The following is a 17,821-nucleotide window of genomic DNA, read 5'->3' as shown; positions in this document are numbered from 1 at the left end:
TCCTAAAGGAGATTTCAGCAGTTGCTGTGACTTAGAAATCTTTCTTAACTCAGCACTATATTTCCCCACCAACACTCTTAAATGCTGTTGGTGGGTGATTTTATATTTCTAAATCTTCGACTTCTTCCGCTTCAAAGTCAAAAGCATCCACAAGCTCCGCCACTTCTTCGTCTTCTTCTACCTCATCTTCGTAAGAGTAGTCAACAGATGGGTAAGACACTAATCGACCTGTATTTTGCAACCAATCAAGTAAGGATTCCTCTTGTTTAAGAGGAATTATAGGTGCTGGTTGATAACGAGGTTCTTCGTGGAGACCTGGGTTAGACTGTTTCACCATAATTCTGTACCCCCGAACCATCTCTTGGATATCAATTTGCTTATATCAAGCTACGGATGCAAACCCCAAACCTAAGATTACATCTGATGTTCTTAACTACAAATTGATATTACTTACTAGTGTGATGCTCTCAATGGTAAAGACTTCCTCCCTATGGTTGAGTTTAGAAGGAATTTATATAACCATAGAGACACAGATGAGACAGAGATAAGGAATTTTTTGACAAAACTTTTGGCTACTTATTAGATAACTTAGTTCCACACCGTTTACAAAACTCCGCATCTCTATCGTGAAATGCCAAACCACAACCCACACAAATTATTTCTATTTGATTAGCATTTTTAACTAAACCCTTGATTAAATCTCCTACTTGCCAAGGTATCAGAGTAACACCAGTCAAAATCATCAAGACTGTCAATAATCGCCCTAATTCAGAAGTTGGTGTGACATCACCAAATCCCACAGTTGTCATCGTCACAACCGAGAAGTAAAAAGCATCTAAAAAAGTTTTGTAACCTGTGGGGTTGACAGGATGTTCTACTTGATAAATTAGACCTGAATAAACAAATATGATGGCAAATAATGTAAATAATATCCGGATAAAAATTACCCCATCTTCTGTGCTAAGAGTGCCAAATAAAAATTTTTTATCAATAAATCTAATTAAACGTAAAATTCTAAACCACCGCAGTAAGCGAATAAAAGTAATATCTACTAATCCAATAAAAAATGGCAAAATAGCCATTAAGTCAATAATTGCATAGAAACTCAAAATATAATTAATTTTATGTTCTGCACTCCACAAACGCAGGGCATATTCTATCGCAAAAATTATCAATATAACCTTATCTATTAGATCCAACTGTAAGCGGATATCATCAGGTATATTATATGTTTGCACTACAAAAATACCTGATGACAATAGCACTAAAGTAGCAATTGTTAAATTAATCGCTTTACCAATGGGTGTTTCTAGGTCTGTTAAGTAAAATTCGGTTTGTTTTCTACTCAGCAACATATTTCACTACCACCAGTTGAATATGGTATTTTTACTGATTATCTGGCTGAATTACCAAGCTAATATGAACCAAGAATATTTTATGAGTCTAGCAATTGAGGCAGCCAAACAGGGGGATGCACCTTATGGCGCAGTCATTGTTAATGATAATCAAGTTGTGGCAACAGCACACAATACTGTCGGGAGAGATTGCGATCCTTCCGCTCATGCGGAAATTAACGTTATTCGCCGTTTAACGACTCAAATCAACAACTTTTCCTTAGAGGGTTATAGCATATATACCACTGGTGAACCTTGTCCTATGTGTGCAGCAGCTTGCGTTTGGAGCGGTTTGGCAGAAATTGTCTATGGTGCTTCAATTGCGGATTTAATGGCGATAAATCAGGCACAAATTAATATTACTTGTGAAGAAGTGATTGCGAAATCATTTAGAAACATCCGAGTTACCAAAGGTGTGCTGAGACAGGAATGTTTGAATTTGTTTAAATAACACAATGAGGTTGAAATGTCAAAAATCATCGGTTTGGATGATATGACGGTAGAAGAATTAAATCAAGAGTTAGCTAATGGTGCTAAATTTGTCGTTTTTCTTTATTGTTTCTCTATCGTGATTTTAACATTTAAACGTAGTCCTGAAATCTATTTCATTAAATCGGGAGAAAATACTTTAAAAAAGAGTATTAAATTTACTCTAATTTCTTTATTTTTGGGTTGGTGGGGTCTACCTTGGGGTATAATTTATACGATTCAATGTGTGTTCACTAACTTAAGTGGGGGTAGAGATGTTACCCAGCAAATTATGGCAGCATTAAGACAGGAATAAGTTTGATTATTAGAGATCAAATGGACTCATTTAAATATGATAAATAAGTATTGGCAATAATAGCGGCTTGAGTGCGATCGCGCAAGTTCAAGCGATTTAAAATATTAGTCACATGATTTTTCACTGTCCCTTCAGAAATGTAAAGCTGTTGGGCTATTTCGCGGTTATTAGCACCTATAGCAATTAGCTGTAAAACTTCTTTTTCTCTAGGTGTAAGTTCTGCTAAACTGGGTGGCATAGATGGTGTTTGAATAGGTGCTAGATTTGGAAATTGAATCAAAAGTTTTTTGACAATTCCTGGGCCTAGTTGAGTATATCCCTTCTGCACAGCACGAATAGCCACAGCTAATTCTTCGGACGGTGTATCTTTCAGTAAGTAACCCATTGCACCATGTTGTAAGGCGGCTTTCACATATTCATCATCATCGAAAGTTGTCAGCACTAAAACTTTGACTCCAGGAAATTTCTTGCAAATTTCGCGTGTGGCTGCAACTCCATCCATGATCGGCATTCTAATATCCATTAAGACTACATCTGGTAATGATTTAGCCATTAAATTAAGAGCAACTTCTCCATTTTCTGCCTCTCCCACTATTTCTAAATCTGGTTCTAGTTCCAATAAAGCTTTTAACCCTTGACGAATTAAACCCTGGTCATCTACTAATAACACTTTAATCATGAAATTAACCTGCCTAGAGGAATATTAACTGTAATTTGACAACCGCAACCAAATTCGCTGTTGATTGTAAAATTCCCTCCCAAAGATAAAGCCCGATCGCGCATACTTTGTAATCCAAATCCTGTAGTATTTTGTTCTAGGTCAAAGCCTCTACCATTATCCTCAATAATCAGATATAAACTTCCTCTATTGATAATTGCTTCTAGGTTAACTTCGGTTGCTCTAGCGTGTTTAGAAATATTCGTTAATGACTCTTGAATTATCCGATAAATAGTAGTATTAACTTCATTAGATAACGAATATTCAATATTGATATGGCGATTTAAAATAATATTACTTGAACGTTGAAAATCTTCGGCTAAAATCTCAATTGACTGTGCTAAAGATTTGTCTTGAAGTGGATTTGATCGCATAGTAGAAACTGACTGTCTGACATCCTGTAAAGCTTTAGAACCTAATTCTTTAGCTCTAGCTAAAAAACTTTGTGCCTTATCGGGATTGCCTTGATAAAGTTTTAAGGCAGTTTCTAATTGGAGATTTAAAGCTGTCAACGAATGTCCTAATGAATCATGAATTTCCCGTGCGATTCGATTGCGTTCTTCCAGAGTAGCTTGATTTTCAATACGCAGAGCATATTGTCGTAGTTTTTCATTGGCGATCGCTAATTCTTCTCTACTTTCTCGTTCCGATAATACAGTATTCATTAAAAGTAAGACAAATACTAAACTTAAGCCAAAAACTAAGGCTAAACTCAAAGTAAAAAATCGAAATCTTTCTTGCGCTGCTGGTGGTAAAGGATAACGAGGTACTCGATATAATAGGGTTGTTAAAAACAAAGTAAAGGAAATAAATGTAACTGATAAACGTCCAGGTAATGGAAAAATTAAACAGCTACGAGTCACTAAAATGATGTAGAGAAAAGGAAATAGGCGATCGGATCTACCACTAAATAACCCAGTTATAAAAATTAAAATAATTCCACAAGCGGTATAGATAATCTTAATAATATTATTACTAGTGGGCAATCTCAAGCCCATTAATCCAAAAATTGTGAGATTCAAAATTGTCAGTTCAGGAAATTTACTGGCAAATCGCGGTGAAGGATATGGCAATACTGATGTGATCAGAGAAATTACTAGTAATATCCATTCTAAATACAGCAAAAACCGAAAAGGATGATTATTAACTTGGATGGGGCGAGTCATAATTAATTCGTAATTATTAATTTAAAGCGAAAAATATTAGTAAATAGCTAATTACCTATTCTGTTTTCTATATCTACTTTAGTTTTAAAATTATTACCAGTTACCTGAATCATAGTTAAAGCATGACTTTAGTCATGGGTGTATTCATGACTTTCTCCTCATGTGGGTAGTTGATGTAAGTTATTAATATGGTTGCATACCACAAGAAAAAAAACGAGGTCTTCAATGCAACTCAAATCATTATCTCTTCTAGCTGGTGCGATCGCTCTCACTTTTGCTGTGATTAGTTGGTTAAATTTTGCCCCTGCTGCTCATGCACTTGGGGGTAAACTCCCAGCAATTAATCAGCCTGCACCAGACTTTACTCTACCCACAAATACGGGTGACGGTGAACTTGCCCTGGCTGATTTGCGTGGTAAATGGGTAGTCCTTTACTTTTATCCCAAAGATTTCACTGCTGGTTGCACCATTGAAGCACGACGGTTTCAGCAAGATTTACCAAAATATCTGAAGAAAAATGTGGAAATTGTTGGTGTCAGTGCTGATGATATCGATTCTCATGCTGAGTTTTGTGACTCCGAGGGGCTAAAATTTCCTCTTTTGGCTGATACTACTGGCACTGTCAGCAAAGCTTACGGTTCTTGGCTGGGTTTTCTATCCATGCGTCATAGTTTTATCATCGATCCTCAAGGCTTGCTGCGGGAAACTTTTGTCAAAGTTAATCCTTCTGTTCACAGTGCAGAAGTTTTGGCAAGACTTGAACAGTTGCAATCTCAAGCTTCTTAAAACTTCTAATATCAGCTAAACCCAGAACCCCGCTTTCTTAAAGAAAGCAGGGTTTTTCATATAAGTGAGTTGCATTGATAGTATTAAATTTAATATGTCAATCCCTATCGATGATTCGTAACATTAGTATTAAATTTATTTACATAAGGCAACAAAAGGAGAATAAATTATCTACACTACCATCAACGAAAGCGGTCAACTCAATAACTACGCTACCGAAACCGAAATGTACTATGCACCTTACCCTGATCAAGAGCAACAAAGTCGCTACACTTTTCAAGGTGCGATCGCTACTTTATTTGTGACTGCAATCATCTTGATCGCTTGCGGCGTAAGCTAAAAGAATCTTTAACGAAAACCATCATTATCTATAGCAGTGTATGCGTCGTTGGGAGCAAGTCCCAACCAAGGGTCAGAACTAGGAGTAAGAAATAATTGAGCATATACTTTCTCATTGAGTATTGCTACATCACTAGTCTGATTACCTGCGACAAACCATTGATGAATTTGGCTGTGTAGTATATATTCATTTCTGACTGTATCTAAAGCCATTGCGGCTTCAAAATTTTGCACTAATCCCTGTAAATTACCTGTCTGAGTTTTAGCTCGGATCAAAGCAAGACTGTTTTGATCAAGCTTGGTATCAGCAGTATAAAGTTGAGCAATCTTATTCCAAGCATCCTCGTCGGTAATTTTTGCCAACGTATCTCTATTATTGTTAGGTTGGATAGTCCTGAGTAGTGGACGTTCTACTACCATTTTAGAAATTGCCAAAGGAGCTGCTATTTCTGCTCTTGGTGACTGAGTTGTATTAATTGATGCCATTCTTGCGGGAGGAGTCTGTATCCCTAACTGGGATAAATCAGCCGTCCATTGGGTTTGGATTGCTTGCAGGCGATCGCTATGATATTTTTGTAGAAAGCGATTTCGGTTGGCGATCGCTAGTTTACTATATTCTTTTGCTGCTACTTCAGCTTGTTGGAGTTTTTGCAAAAAAGCTTTCGGCCCATACAGTCCGGGAATAGCATCAATAGGACGACCAGAGCCATCTAATATGTAGTGAATACTATTCCCTGTAATTGTCCGTTCCAACTTGCGACCATCACCAAAATCAATTGTGACTTTTGGTGCAGGACGTACTGATTGCCAGTGTAGAATAAAACGGTCTTGCAGCACTTTTGATACCTGTGCATTGGGGTACAGCGCGACTCTAAAAAACCGACTATTCGCACAACTCAAATCTTGGTCAAGTCTACCCAGCAACCGCAGAGATAAAATTGGTTTACCGCTAGCTTGAGCAGCTGCTTTAGCTTGTTTTAGGTCAGTGTACCAGTAAAGACGGGAAGCGTAACAGTCTCGTTGCTGGCAAAGTGTATCTAAAGCCGTCCTAATTTTGGGATCATTCAGTTGACTTGCATGATTTTTGAGAAATAATTGTAATCCTTGTGACCCCTGTCCCCGTAGAATTGACACCTCTTGAGATAGCCGAGATGATTGATCTACAGGAGTTCTAGCATCAGCAAACTGGATGAAGCTCAAGCTGATAAGCATCAATACACTGAGATTTTGATAGCTGCTAAATTTCATATGTTTGGAGAACCAGAGATCAGGGTATATACATTATCAAATAGATTTGATAAGTAAATAATATGCAATCAGTCTAACTCTTAAAGTGTGTTTAAAAAGGGTTGTTCTATGTTATGTTGTAGCTTTCTTTGCTACGCAACGCTACCGCGAGCGACCTAGCAGTATGCAAACCTATTTCCTTGATAGCGATTCCTGCATCAGTGAGTTACAAAAAGAAAGAATTAATCGCAGATAAATTTGTACCTCCGCAGACTCGGAAAAGCTATAAACTATGCCACGTATCTTTGACAATATTGATTTACGACTGCTTCCCATTTTACCCGACACGCTAAACGTGTCCTACAAAACAAATTTTTGCGTAGGTTATTTTAACCTCAGAGGTTGGCAAAAAATTGATGATTTGATTGAACAATATATTGGCGAAGAAAACGCTTGCTGTCGGCTACTCAAGATATTATTGATTAAAGTTAGAATTTACGAAGTCGAAAAACCTGCCAATCTTATAGTCAAGATTAGCAGGTTGAGGGATTTTATCAATCGGAGCGGCGGGATTCGAACCCACGACCTCCACTACCCCAAAGTGGCGCGCTACCAAGCTGCGCTACGCCCCGGTCAGAATTACTATATTATCGCAAAGCTTTATGATAATCAAGGGGTAAGTTCAAAAAACTTTGAGCATTCCCGCAGCTTGCAATAGACCAGGTATAGCAGGGGCTGGCCATTGACCTTCTACACAACGTCCTGAGTTGAGGATGAAGCGCAGACTGTATTCATGGGGATAGCCTTCTACTTCCATCCATAATAAATCGCTTTCGGCTTCACAGGCTATTTTTTCTTCGTCCATTAATTCGGCGGTGAGTTGTTTCATTGTGTCGGCTAGCTTTGCCAACAGGCGGCAAAAATCATCTATCTCAGCTGCGGTTAACTCAACTGCCCAATCATCAGTACCTACTAACCCTTGAAACTCGCTAGCGTTGGGATTCCAGCCAATGCGCCAACCTTCACCGCTTTTAATTAGACGTTCCATGAGGGTTAGGGATTGGGGTTAAAGATGTTGGTGAGGACTTGAACTAGGGCATCTCTTTGGGGGCGGGTGAGGCTTTTAATAGTGGTGCGATCGCCTTCTAAGGGGTTCTGCCTTAAGGTATCATTACCTGGGTAGGTGGTTTCATACATGGTTTCGTTGGCATCCAGGTAATCAGCTAAGGTTAGCTTCCAATCTAGGCGATAATTGGGGGCGCGTTCTTTGATGTAAATGTGATATCTAATCAAGCGGCTAGCTAGGGTGCTATTTTCTGCCACTTTCCCTGATTCTTTGCTGATATATTGGTTTTCTTTGGGCAAATCAGGCAATTTTTCATAGACTACCTGCCACACATCACTAGGACTAATTCTTTGGGCTTGTGCTGGGGCAATGTGCAATATACTTATTCCTGAAGTTAATAATATTACACTGGCAGTTAAGATAGCGATCGCAATTAATTTAAGTCGCACAAATATAAACTGAGAATGAGAAAAAAACTTTTGCTTGTTCATAGTAGTGAATATCTGAGGTGAAAGCACAAAGCAAATAGTTTTGTCTTTAACTCTGCACAGGCTGACGCACCGCTACGCTAACAGCACTTCCACCTCAGCATTAATTTCACAGTTCGCCAATGATTTCTGGTTGTGTCAGTTCATCGGACATTTCAATAATTGCCCTTAGCACAGGTTTCATCATGGCATCTTCGGCATTTTCAAATTCTTCATAACGCCGACGCTTGGCACGATTTGCCACTTGAACCGTAATGCGGTAGCGATTGGAAGCTGCACTAATTAGTTCCTCCGAACGGTGCATAATCTGAGACTGTGTTGTCTCGAACTTAGAACGCTTGAGCATAGTAATTGGTTCTTGGGGACTTACCTAGTTTAGCAGTACCGAACAAGATGGTGTATCCTGTTAACCCCTCTTTTCTTTCCACTACGCCCTTAGAACCTTTCGCATAATCGATTGATTTGATTCTGTAACTGTTCACGAACTTGGTTAGTGCGTTGATACACGGCTTTACGCGCTTTACTAGAATTATGATTAAGATATGCGATCGCGTCTACTGTGTCCACAGACTGAATAAAATAACGTAACCGACTTCTCATAGCCCAAACACCCATTGAGGGAAAGATCATTAGTACCAACATTAAAGGTGAGATAGGCAAGAACGGTAATTTAAATAGTCTTTGTAATTTTTTGATATTAACAGTCCAAGGATGTAACAATTCACTACCGACGCAAACGACGGGCAGAATCGGAATATGATAGCGATCGCTCAACTGTAAAAAACTCACATCAAACTTTTGCAGTTGATAGCGTTTACCCCAACCTTTCAGGGGGCCGCGTAAACCTTCGGGGGCATATAGCAAAATTTTACCTTGGGAAATAGCCTGTTCAAAATCACCTAACTCTGCCCGCACAGCACCCAAAACCTGTGACCATTTAGGAGGTAGCCACCAGACAACCCAAGGATGATCAAATAATGATACTCCCGCTAAAGGTTGTACTGTCCAACCTCGTGCTTCACCTAATAAATAACCCAAGCAAATAAAGTCCCAGGGAAAACACATCCCTGCATGATTCATCACTACAATCGTCGAACCAGTAGATGGCAAATTCTCAATTTGCTGCAATTCCCCCCGGAAATAATATCTCACAATAAAAGCTAAAATTTCTTCCCGAAATGCCTGTTGATAGTGAGGATTAAAGTCTGCAATTTCTGTTCTGGGTGAACGACAACCTAAGCGCAACCACCGACTCAACAATGCTAGATAAAATCCCCCAGGAATTAAAAATAGTAAATATTCTAGCCAATACCAACCATCAGGATCTGCGTGATAATGTTGCCAGTGACGATTAAATAAAATCAGCCAACCGGGCGGATACCACAAACAAAACCAGTCAAACCACTTAAATTGATATGGTTGCTGAGATGCAGTTGCTTGTTGGGAATATCCCAGACTTTCAGCATTTTGATTAATCACAACTACTGAGTAGATAAAATGACATTTTTAATTTAGTCAATATCCTAACCTGATCAATTCATCCTGTGTATCTGACTCTAGACGTAAAAATTACTACATTAGCATCACAATATTACATAAACAAAATCAGTCAAATGAGCTAATTTAGAGTTAAGTTTCTGAGAGTGGCAACGATGTTATTAGAATTAAAGCGCATCTATATTCCACCTGGACAAAAAGTATTGCTGCGAGATGTAACCTGGCAAGAATTAGAAACAATTCTTGAAGATTTAGGCGAACACCGCGCAGCCCGTATTGCTTATGATAGGGGAATATTAGAAATTATGTCTCCATTGCCAGAACATGAAGATAATAAAGAAATTATCAGCGATTTAGTCAAAGCACTTTTAGAGGAGTTAGGCATTGAGTTTAGATGCTTAGGTTCTACTACCTTCAAGAATCAATTCATGGCTCAAGGGATAGAACCTGATCAGTGTTTTTATATCACCAATGAATCTAAAATACGTGGTAAAAAGCGACTAGATTTAACAGTAGATCCTCCTCCAGATTTAGCCTTAGAAATTGATATTACTTCTCGCACCCATACCTATATTTATCAATCGCTAAAAGTGCCAGAACTTTGGCGTTTTGAAAACGGTAAGTTACAAATTAATATTTTACATGATGACATTTATATAGAATCTCAAAACAGCTTGAATTTCCCCCAATTGCCTTTAATAGATGTCATGACACAATATCTTGATCAAAGTAAAATCATTGGGAGAAATACCACGCTCAAGAATTTTCGGATTTGGGTAAGAGAGCAGATACAAATTTCCTGAAGGGGTGAATCAAATTGCTAAACCGGAATTTATGAAAAGTGCTGAGTTGGTAAAATATCCTCTGCTTTTTGCCAAAGCAGTAGATAAATCCGGTGTAAGTTGGTGAATTGCCAGGGATTCCACAGACGATAAATGCCAAGAAGCAATCTCATTTGCTATCCGTTGTCCAATACCGTCATCACTTCTTAAGTCGTTACCATAACCAATCACCATTACAGAGTTTTTCATAATTTTTAGTTCTATGATGTAAACAATTGACCTACTCAGCACACTTCATAAAACTGTAAATTTAATCAGTATCTTCAGCTTTAGTAGTTCCATTTGAAACATTAGCTAAAAAAATTGAGGAAGTTGTGAGGATAGGAGTTAACTGCTATCCAGGGATGATTGAAACATAAAGCCTAACAGCACTCATCACTCACCACTCATTACTCACCACTCACCACTCATTACTCAGCACTCAGCACTCATCACTCAAAACTATTCTCGCTTGCTGACTCCATTGTTGAACTTGCTCAATTGCTGGACACAAATCCCGTCGCTGCATGGTTGCCACCTGCAAGCGTAAAATCTGTTTGTGTAATCTGTGAGTTGGAGTCTGCGCCAACTGTGCCACAGAAGCAACACCTGAGTGTAGTAATAAACCACAATACTGCGTTCCTACGCTAGGAATTCTGGCTAAATCAGCCAAAGCCACCCATTTATTTACATATTGAAGGTTAACCTGTAATTTCTTCGCCAGAGCTACCTTATCTTGTAGAGTTTTGCCCTGTTTTACTAGCCCAACTGTAGTTTTAATTCCACAGTTTTGTAGTTGGGATTGTTCTTCTTGACTCAATCCCGGCAACTGTTCAATCGGCCAGTCAGAATATTGCATCGGACTGCGGTTTTTAGTACCTGTTTGTTTAGCAGACATTTTTATTGATCAACATGAGTTGCCTTTAATATTTTGACTTTTTTATGCGCGGATTGGGACTCGGAGGGGAGCAGAGGAGAAAAACTAATGACTAATTAACTAATTAACTCTCCCCGTAAGACTGTAATAGCTTGACCTGATAGCAAGACGCGGTCGCCTCCCCCATAACTCACTTTTACTACTCCACCGCGACTTGATGCTTGATATGCTAAGAATTGATCTTTGTTGAGGCGATCGCGCCAAAATGAAGCCAAGCAACAATGGGCTGCACCTGTTACGGGATCTTCGTTAATCCCTAAGCCTGGTGCAAAGAAACGAGAAACGAAATCGTACTGAGAATCAGAGTTGGCCTGACTCGTCACAATCACATTAGCCAGAGGCAAGCTTTTCATTTGCTGAAAATTCGGCTGCATCTGCCGGACTAAATCTTCAGATTCAACTTCTACCAAGTAACCCAAGTAATTCTGTACAACTGATTTTAACGATACTCCTAAAGCCTCACTGAGTTCTGGAGGTGCAATAGTTGCTTGTGAGTGAGTCACCGGGAAATCTAACTCAATCCACTCATCTTTTCGTTTGGCAATAAGTAAACCGCTTTTAGTGTAAAAACGTGAGGTTTCATCTGGTGATAAATGCCCCTCAGACCACAGCACATGACTACTAGCTAAGGTTGCATGACCACAAAGTGGCACTTCTACTGTAGGTGTAAACCAGCGCAGATTAAAACCATCATCCTGCTTCAGTAAAAAAGCCGTCTCAGATAAATTCATCTCCTGGGCTACATTCTGCATCCACTCGTCAGACTGGGGAGTAGCTAAAACACAGACGGCGGCGGGATTGCCTGCAAAGGGTTTATCGGTAAACGCATCAACCTGCGTAATGATTTGTCTCATAAGTAGTCAGGTAAATAGAGGGGACAGGGGACAGGTGACAGGTGATAGGAAAATAGTGTGTTTAATTATGTTTGAGTACATACATTAAAGCGATCGCCTAGGGAAAACTAGAAGAAGAATCTAGAGAATTTGAGGACGAACAAGGTAAAAAAGGCAGAGTATTCCAACTTTTTCAAAATACAACACAAATGCCTCTGCATGAACCGTCGCGCAATGGCAGTTGCTACAACAGGGGACACACGCAATGCGCTGCCTCCCCTCTGCGTTTAAAAGTAAAGCAAAAGTTCAATTTGTAGTATTTAGGAATGATTAAACTATGTTCAATCAAGCAGAAAACTGGGGAATAAAAATCTTCAAAAATATCTTTGCTACTATTTGTATGGGGTTAGTTGTATTCGGTTTAGTTAGTTGCGATATTAATCAACAAGCATCTCCACCTCAAATAGAACGACCAACTATAGAGTCTGAACCATCACCAACCGAGACAGATCAAGAGGAAGATGAGGGTGATGAGCAAGATGAGGCTGATGAGCAAGAAGAAGATACCAAACAAGAAGATAGAAACTAGAGGTTGTTTGAGTTTTGATTTATGGTAATCCACAACAGTTCTAGTTCCCTGGCTGAGACTCTACTGCATCGACGGCAACGACTAGCCAGTTTGATTGATTTTCCGGTAATTCTCTGGTCAGGTCACAGCAACCCACGCAACTTTCCAGCCAATGTCTTTCCATTTCGTGCTAGCAGTCATTTCCTGTATTTTTCTGGTTTGCCTTTACCCAATGCAGCGATTCGTCTAGAAGCTGGGAAGCTAGAATTGTTCATGGATAATCCCGAACCTAGTAGCGCACTCTGGCATGGAGAAATGCCCAAACGGGAGGAAATCGCCGCGCAAATTGGTGCGGATGTTGCCAGAACGATGTCGGAATTGAAGCATCGGGGTAAAGATGCGGCATCAATTCCCGTGCAGAATTATCGGACTACCTTGGTACAGTCAAAAATTCTGCAAAGACAAATATCTTCACCCTCTGACCTTGAGGGATTAGACTTAGAATTGGCAAAGGCGATCGCAACTTTACGTCTCACCCACGATGCAGGCGCATTAATTGAGTTACGCAAAGCTGCTGCTGTAAGTGTTGAGGCACACAAAGCCGGGATGATAGCCACACCCAAAGCCACACTCGAAGCATCAGTCCGCGCCGCAATGGAAGGGGTAATCATTGCCCACAATATGACTACCTCCTACAATAGTATTGTTACTGTTCAGGGCGAAGTATTGCATAACGAAGCATATCACCACCCCCTACAACCAGGTGATTTACTCTTGGCTGATGTCGGTGCGGAAACTCAAATGGGTTGGGCTGCTGATATCACAAGGACTTGGCCTGTTTCGGGTAAGTTTTCACCTACGCAACGGGACGTTTATGATATTGTGTTGGCGGCTCATGATGCTTGTATCGCTACAATTAGCCCTGGTGTAGAGTATCGGGACATTCATCTTTTAGCAGCCACAGTCATCGCCGAAGGTTTGGTGAATTTAGGTATTTTACAGGGGAATCCTCAAGATTTAGTAGATATGGATGCCCATGCGCTGTTTTTTCCCCACGGTATTGGGCATTTACTGGGTTTAGATGTTCATGATATGGAAGATTTGGGGGATTTAGCCGGGTATGAAGCAGGAAGAGAGAGGAGCGATCGCTTTGGCTTAGGCTACCTACGTTTAAATCGTCCCCTTTATCCAGGTATGTTAGTCACCATTGAACCTGGATTTTATCAAGTCCCAGCCATTTTAAATGATGCCAAAAATCACGCAAAATACCAGCATATCGTTAATTGGGAACGTTTATCACAATTTGCCGATGTACGAGGAATCCGCATTGAAGATGATGTTTTAGTTACAGATGATGGTAGCGAAGTTTTAACGCTTGAGTTACCAACTCAAGCCAATGCTGTAGAAGATTTAGTCAATAGTCAATAGTTATTAGTTATTCTCCCCAGTCTCTAGTTATTTAATTTTGACTTTTGACTTTTGACTTGATTTGTCCCCAATCTCCCATTCCAAGTCGGGGAAAAAACTACTAAGCTGGTAAATAGCACATTAAAAATTAAAAATTCCTGAATCGCACTGATCAGTGATTCGGACATCCCCATTGGCTCAATAACTGTAACTAAGATATGTTTGACGCATTAGCTGACCGTTTAGAATCCGCCTGGAAGAAACTGCGCGGACAAGATAAAATTTCTGAATCTAATATTCAAGATGCTTTGCGGGAAGTGCGCCGCGCCCTGTTGGAAGCAGATGTCAACCTCCAAGTAGTCAAAGATTTTATTAGCGAAGTTGAAGCCAAGGCGCAGGGGTCGGAAGTTATTAGCGGTGTGCGACCTGACCAGCAGTTCATCAAGATTGTTTACGATGAGCTAGTGCAGGTGATGGGGGAAGAAAATGTCCCCCTAGCAGAAGTTGAACAGCAGCCGACTGTAGTTTTGATGGCTGGTTTACAAGGTACGGGTAAAACCACAGCCACTGCTAAGTTAGCTCTACATTTAAGAAAATTAGAACGCAGTTGTTTGTTAGTAGCGACAGACGTATATCGTCCCGCCGCGATTGACCAGTTAATCACCCTTGGTAAACAAATTGGTGTACCAGTTTTTGAACTGGGAAGTGATGCAGACCCCGTAGAGATTGCCCGCCAAGGTGTTGAACGCGCCAAGGCTGAAGGCGTGAACACAGTAATTATCGATACGGCTGGTCGTCTGCAAATTGACCAAGACATGATGGCGGAATTAGCCCGCATCAAAGCCACCGTTCAACCCCATGAAACTCTGTTAGTAGTGGATGCGATGACGGGTCAAGAAGCCGCTAACCTAACCCGCACCTTCCATGACCAAATCGGCATTACTGGGGCAATTCTCACCAAGATGGATGGTGATAGCCGTGGCGGTGCAGCTTTGTCAGTGCGGCAAATTTCCGGCGCGCCAATTAAATTTGTGGGTGTGGGTGAAAAAGTCGAAGCCCTACAGCCTTTTTACCCAGACCGCATGGCCTCACGGATTCTCGGTATGGGTGACGTTCTCACCTTGGTAGAAAAAGCCCAGGAAGAAATTGATTTGGCTGATGCTGAACAAATGCAGGAGAAAATCCTGTCAGCAAAATTTGACTTTACAGATTTCGTTAAGCAACTGCGCCTGTTAAAGAACATGGGATCTCTGGGTGGGATCATGAAGATGATTCCAGGGATGGGCAAACTTTCAGATGATCAGCTCAAACATGGTGAAACCCAGCTAAAACGCTGTGAAGCCATGATTAACTCCATGACCATCCAAGAACGCCGCGACCCTGATTTATTGGCCAGTTCTCCCAGCAGACGGCGACGGATTGCTGGTGGTTCAGGCTACAGAGAATCAGATGTAAGTAAACTGGTAGCCGATTTCCAAAAAATGCGATCGCTCATGCAACAAATGGGTCAAGGTCGCTTCCCCGGAATGCCAGGAATGCCAGGAATGCCAGGAATGCCAGGAATGTTTGGTGGTGGTGGTATGACCGATCGCCCCTCCGCCCCCGGTTGGCGGGGTTACAATAGCGGTGCTGGTACTAAGAAGAAAAAACCCAAAGATAAGAAGAAAAGAGGGTTTGGGAATCTTTAGTTATTAGTCAATAGTCATGAGTCAAAAGGGGTTGCCACATTGGACTTTTGACTTTTGACCACTAACTCATAGCCGTAAACCCTAGGCAAGTGCTAAAATTAGCATTTCAGTATTAGGAAGTTCTGAATTCAAAATAGGTGCTTCCTGAAATTATCCACAAACAGGAGAATAATTCTTCAATCATGATCAAATTGCGCTTGAAGCGATACGGTAAAAAGCGGGAAGCGAGCTACCGCATTGTCGCTATGAATAATCTCTCTCGCCGCGATGGTCGTCCTTTAGAAGAACTGGGATTCTACAACCCCAGAACCGATGAAGTCCGATTGAATGTTCCCGGCATCATCAAGCGATTACAACAAGGCGCACAACCCACTGACACCGTCCGTAGCATCTTAAAAAAAGCCAATGTCTTTGAACAGGTCAGTGTTACAACCGAATCATAATCCCACAGCAGCAACAGCTAGCCCTGACTATGTTGGGCTAGTAAAGTTTTTGATGCAACCATTTTTAGAATCTCCAGAGTCTCTAAGTGTTGATTGTGAAATTTCTCAAGCTCTCAAACGGGTTTGGATTCGCATCGCCTTTGACAGTACCGACAAAGGGAAAGTCTTTGGCCGAGGTGGACGGAATATTCAGGCCATTCGGACAGTAATTGCGGCTGCGGCAGGACTGTCTGAACAATCAGTTTACCTGGATATCTACGGCAACACCACTCCAGGACGGGAAGGGATGTCTTTTGAAGAAGACCAGCAAGAGCGATCGCCTACTCCTCGAACACGAGAACAACAGAACTTATCAAGACCTGTTGTGAAACCCCGCACCCGCTAAGTTAAAAATAAATCAGAAGCCTGAGCGGTCGGAGTTACTTCCGCTCAGAAACTTCCCAAAAAATCCGGGAAGCAGTTAAAATTCAAAATTCTTGCATTAAAGACATTTTGCCTACGGCACGCTACGCGAACAGATGGGGATTTAAACCCCGACTGAAACTGGTGCTACATAAGATGTAGGGGGTCTTAAACCCTTGAATTTACGATAAAAATAATCTTGAGAGAATAAAAAAACTCAGGAAATTAATTAATTGTTGTTAAAAATTGCCCCTCACACCATTAAAAAATAACTATGGCAGATGCCTTAATAATTCAGCTGCCTAATATTCCGAGTGCGATCGCCATAGCTGGTGATAGAGAAGAAAATCTGAAAATCTTATCCCGGCACACAGGTGCTAACTTTGTATTGCGTGGGCAAGAACTACATATTTCTGGTACAGACACACAAAAAGACCTGGCTGCTCAATTAGTGCGATCGCTAGAAAATATCTGGGTTCAGGGCAATAATATTTCTAGTGCCGATATTTTAACAGCCCGCCAAGCCCTAGAGACCCACCGCCAAGGAGAATTGCAAGAATTACAGCGAGATATCCTAGCAAAAACTCGTCGGGGTGATGAAGTTCGCGCCAAAACCTTTAAACAACGCCAGTACATCGAATATATACGAAAGCATGACCTCACTTTCTGCACGGGGCCGGCTGGAACAGGTAAGACATACTTGGCTGTTGTCATTGCAGTGCAAGCACTCCTGTCTAACCAAGTAGAAAAACTCATCTTAACCCGTCCGGCGGTAGAAGCTGGCGAACGCCTGGGATTTTTACCTGGAGACTTGCAGCAGAAAATTAACCCCTATCTCCGTCCTCTTTATGATGCTATCTATGAATTCATCGATCAAGAAAAAGTAGCTAATTTGATAGAACGGGGAATCATTGAAGTTGCTCCACTAGCTTATATGCGGGGACGGACTTTAAACCATGCTTTTGTGATTGTAGATGAAGCCCAAAATACCACCCCAGCCCAAATGAAAATGGTTTTAACTCGTTTGGGTTTCCGTTCGCGGATGGTGATTACAGGCGACACCACACAAACTGATTTACCGATGAATCAACAATCTGGTTTAACAGTGGCTTTGCAAATTTTAAAGCACGTTGAAGGTATTGCTTTTTCGGAATTTACCCAAAAAGATGTCGTGCGTCATCCTTTAGTACAGCGTATTGTCTCGGCTTACGAACAACATGATAAATAGTCAATATTTATTGGTTATTAGTCATTAGT

Annotated in this window: 22 protein-coding genes, 1 tRNA gene and 1 pseudogene; 11 read left to right on the top strand and 13 right to left on the bottom strand. The window is 40.8% G+C overall.

The genetic code is table 11. The features are described from left to right. Positions 1–100: 100 nt before the first annotated feature. The gene (locus VB693_RS08820; protein WP_190701048.1) at positions 101–337 is read right to left on the bottom strand and encodes a DUF3134 domain-containing protein; all 237 of its coding nucleotides are present in this window, start codon (positions 335–337) and stop codon (positions 101–103) included. A 235-nt stretch (positions 338–572) separates the two neighbouring features. After that, complete coding sequence (locus tag VB693_RS08815) at positions 573–1,355, bottom strand: ion transporter (RefSeq protein WP_323265928.1); 783 nt, start codon at positions 1,353–1,355, stop codon at positions 573–575. 64 nt (positions 1,356–1,419) lie between these two features. On the opposite strand from VB693_RS08815, the gene VB693_RS08810 reads away from it, so the two are divergent. Further along, on the top strand, positions 1,420–1,845 hold the full coding sequence (locus tag VB693_RS08810; RefSeq protein ID WP_323265934.1) for a nucleoside deaminase: 426 nt from the start codon (positions 1,420–1,422) through the stop codon (positions 1,843–1,845). Between the two features lie 15 nt (positions 1,846–1,860). Then, the gene (locus VB693_RS08805; RefSeq protein ID WP_323265927.1) at positions 1,861–2,178 is read left to right on the top strand and encodes a hypothetical protein; all 318 of its coding nucleotides are present in this window, start codon (positions 1,861–1,863) and stop codon (positions 2,176–2,178) included. 16 nt (positions 2,179–2,194) lie between these two features. On the opposite strand, the gene VB693_RS08800 is transcribed toward VB693_RS08805, so the two are convergent. Both VB693_RS08800 and VB693_RS08795 read right to left on the bottom strand, forming a co-directional pair. After that, positions 2,195–2,857: a response regulator transcription factor gene (locus tag VB693_RS08800; RefSeq protein ID WP_323265926.1), complete on the bottom strand. Its 663-nt coding sequence runs from the start codon at positions 2,855–2,857 to the stop codon at positions 2,195–2,197. Further along, on the bottom strand, positions 2,854–4,062 hold the full coding sequence (locus VB693_RS08795; protein ID WP_323265925.1) for a sensor histidine kinase: 1,209 nt from the start codon (positions 4,060–4,062) through the stop codon (positions 2,854–2,856). The genes VB693_RS08800 and VB693_RS08795 overlap by 4 nt, the downstream gene beginning before the upstream one ends. Positions 4,063–4,287: 225 nt before the next feature. Here VB693_RS08795 and VB693_RS08790 point away from each other — a divergent pair, with 225 nt between their 5' ends. Then, positions 4,288–4,848 (top strand): peroxiredoxin, encoded by a 561-nt coding sequence (locus tag VB693_RS08790; protein ID WP_323265924.1) that lies wholly within the window; start codon positions 4,288–4,290, stop codon positions 4,846–4,848. A 226-nt stretch (positions 4,849–5,074) separates the two neighbouring features. After that, a complete protein-coding gene (gene psb34 / locus VB693_RS08785; protein WP_414575951.1) occupies positions 5,075–5,188 on the top strand; it encodes a photosystem II assembly protein Psb34 in 114 nt (37 codons plus the stop codon). 8 nt (positions 5,189–5,196) lie between these two features. On the opposite strand, the gene VB693_RS08780 is transcribed toward psb34, so the two are convergent. The 6 genes from VB693_RS08780 to VB693_RS08755 all read right to left on the bottom strand — a co-directional run bounded on the left by VB693_RS08780 (position 5,197) and on the right by VB693_RS08755 (position 9,447). Next, entirely contained in the window at positions 5,197–6,435 is a 1,239-nt protein-coding gene (locus VB693_RS08780; protein ID WP_323265923.1) for a hypothetical protein, read from the bottom strand. Between the two features lie 537 nt (positions 6,436–6,972). Continuing rightward, a tRNA-Pro gene (locus tag VB693_RS08775) sits at positions 6,973–7,046 on the bottom strand. Between the two features lie 50 nt (positions 7,047–7,096). Next, positions 7,097–7,462 (bottom strand): DUF1818 family protein, encoded by a 366-nt coding sequence (locus VB693_RS08770; protein WP_323265922.1) that lies wholly within the window; start codon positions 7,460–7,462, stop codon positions 7,097–7,099. Between the two features lie 5 nt (positions 7,463–7,467). Beyond that, positions 7,468–7,971, bottom strand: a complete 504-nt coding sequence (locus VB693_RS08765; RefSeq protein WP_323265921.1) for a hypothetical protein — start codon at positions 7,969–7,971, stop codon at positions 7,468–7,470. Between the two features lie 106 nt (positions 7,972–8,077). Next, positions 8,078–8,314: a DNA-directed RNA polymerase subunit omega gene (locus VB693_RS08760; protein WP_190701020.1), complete on the bottom strand. Its 237-nt coding sequence runs from the start codon at positions 8,312–8,314 to the stop codon at positions 8,078–8,080. Positions 8,315–8,403: 89 nt separating this feature from the next. Continuing rightward, a complete protein-coding gene (locus tag VB693_RS08755; RefSeq protein WP_323265920.1) occupies positions 8,404–9,447 on the bottom strand; it encodes a 1-acyl-sn-glycerol-3-phosphate acyltransferase in 1,044 nt (347 codons plus the stop codon). 173 nt (positions 9,448–9,620) lie between these two features. On the opposite strand from VB693_RS08755, the gene VB693_RS08750 reads away from it, so the two are divergent. After that, positions 9,621–10,268: a Uma2 family endonuclease gene (locus VB693_RS08750; RefSeq protein WP_323265919.1), complete on the top strand. Its 648-nt coding sequence runs from the start codon at positions 9,621–9,623 to the stop codon at positions 10,266–10,268. Positions 10,269–10,331: 63 nt separating this feature from the next. On the opposite strand, the pseudogene VB693_RS08745 reads toward VB693_RS08750, so the two are convergent. The 3 genes and pseudogenes from VB693_RS08745 to VB693_RS08735 all read right to left on the bottom strand — a co-directional run. Next, positions 10,332–10,496: pseudogene (locus VB693_RS08745) on the bottom strand (hydrogenase maturation protease); the annotation flags it as partial. Positions 10,497–10,728: 232 nt separating this feature from the next. After that, entirely contained in the window at positions 10,729–11,184 is a 456-nt protein-coding gene (locus tag VB693_RS08740; protein ID WP_323265918.1) for a DUF4332 domain-containing protein, read from the bottom strand. Between the two features lie 95 nt (positions 11,185–11,279). Continuing rightward, positions 11,280–12,077, bottom strand: a complete 798-nt coding sequence (locus VB693_RS08735) for a PhzF family phenazine biosynthesis protein (protein ID WP_323265917.1) — start codon at positions 12,075–12,077, stop codon at positions 11,280–11,282. 316 nt (positions 12,078–12,393) lie between these two features. Between VB693_RS08735 and VB693_RS08730 the strand changes: the two genes are divergently transcribed. From VB693_RS08730 to VB693_RS08705, 6 genes are all read left to right on the top strand, one after another. Continuing rightward, a complete protein-coding gene (locus VB693_RS08730) occupies positions 12,394–12,645 on the top strand; it encodes a hypothetical protein (protein ID WP_323265916.1) in 252 nt (83 codons plus the stop codon). A gap of 21 nt (positions 12,646–12,666) precedes the next feature. Next, the gene (locus tag VB693_RS08725; protein WP_323265915.1) at positions 12,667–14,052 is read left to right on the top strand and encodes an aminopeptidase P family protein; all 1,386 of its coding nucleotides are present in this window, start codon (positions 12,667–12,669) and stop codon (positions 14,050–14,052) included. 197 nt (positions 14,053–14,249) lie between these two features. Next, entirely contained in the window at positions 14,250–15,719 is a 1,470-nt protein-coding gene (ffh, locus tag VB693_RS08720; RefSeq protein ID WP_323265914.1) for a signal recognition particle protein, read from the top strand. A 182-nt stretch (positions 15,720–15,901) separates the two neighbouring features. Then, on the top strand, positions 15,902–16,162 hold the full coding sequence (rpsP, locus tag VB693_RS08715) for a 30S ribosomal protein S16 (RefSeq protein ID WP_190701267.1): 261 nt from the start codon (positions 15,902–15,904) through the stop codon (positions 16,160–16,162). Continuing rightward, positions 16,125–16,547, top strand: a complete 423-nt coding sequence (locus VB693_RS08710; RefSeq protein ID WP_323265913.1) for a KH domain-containing protein — start codon at positions 16,125–16,127, stop codon at positions 16,545–16,547. Before rpsP ends, VB693_RS08710 begins: the two co-directional genes overlap by 38 nt. A gap of 291 nt (positions 16,548–16,838) precedes the next feature. Further along, on the top strand, positions 16,839–17,792 hold the full coding sequence (locus VB693_RS08705; protein ID WP_323265912.1) for a PhoH family protein: 954 nt from the start codon (positions 16,839–16,841) through the stop codon (positions 17,790–17,792). Positions 17,793–17,821 lie beyond the last annotated feature (29 nt).

Origin of the sequence: Anabaena sp. UHCC 0399 (genome assembly GCF_034931465.1) — a bacterium.
Classification (GTDB): domain Bacteria; phylum Cyanobacteriota; class Cyanobacteriia; order Cyanobacteriales; family Nostocaceae; genus Trichormus; species Trichormus minutissimus.
Note: the sequence above shows the minus strand (reverse complement) of the source record. Positions and strands in the feature narration are given on the sequence as shown.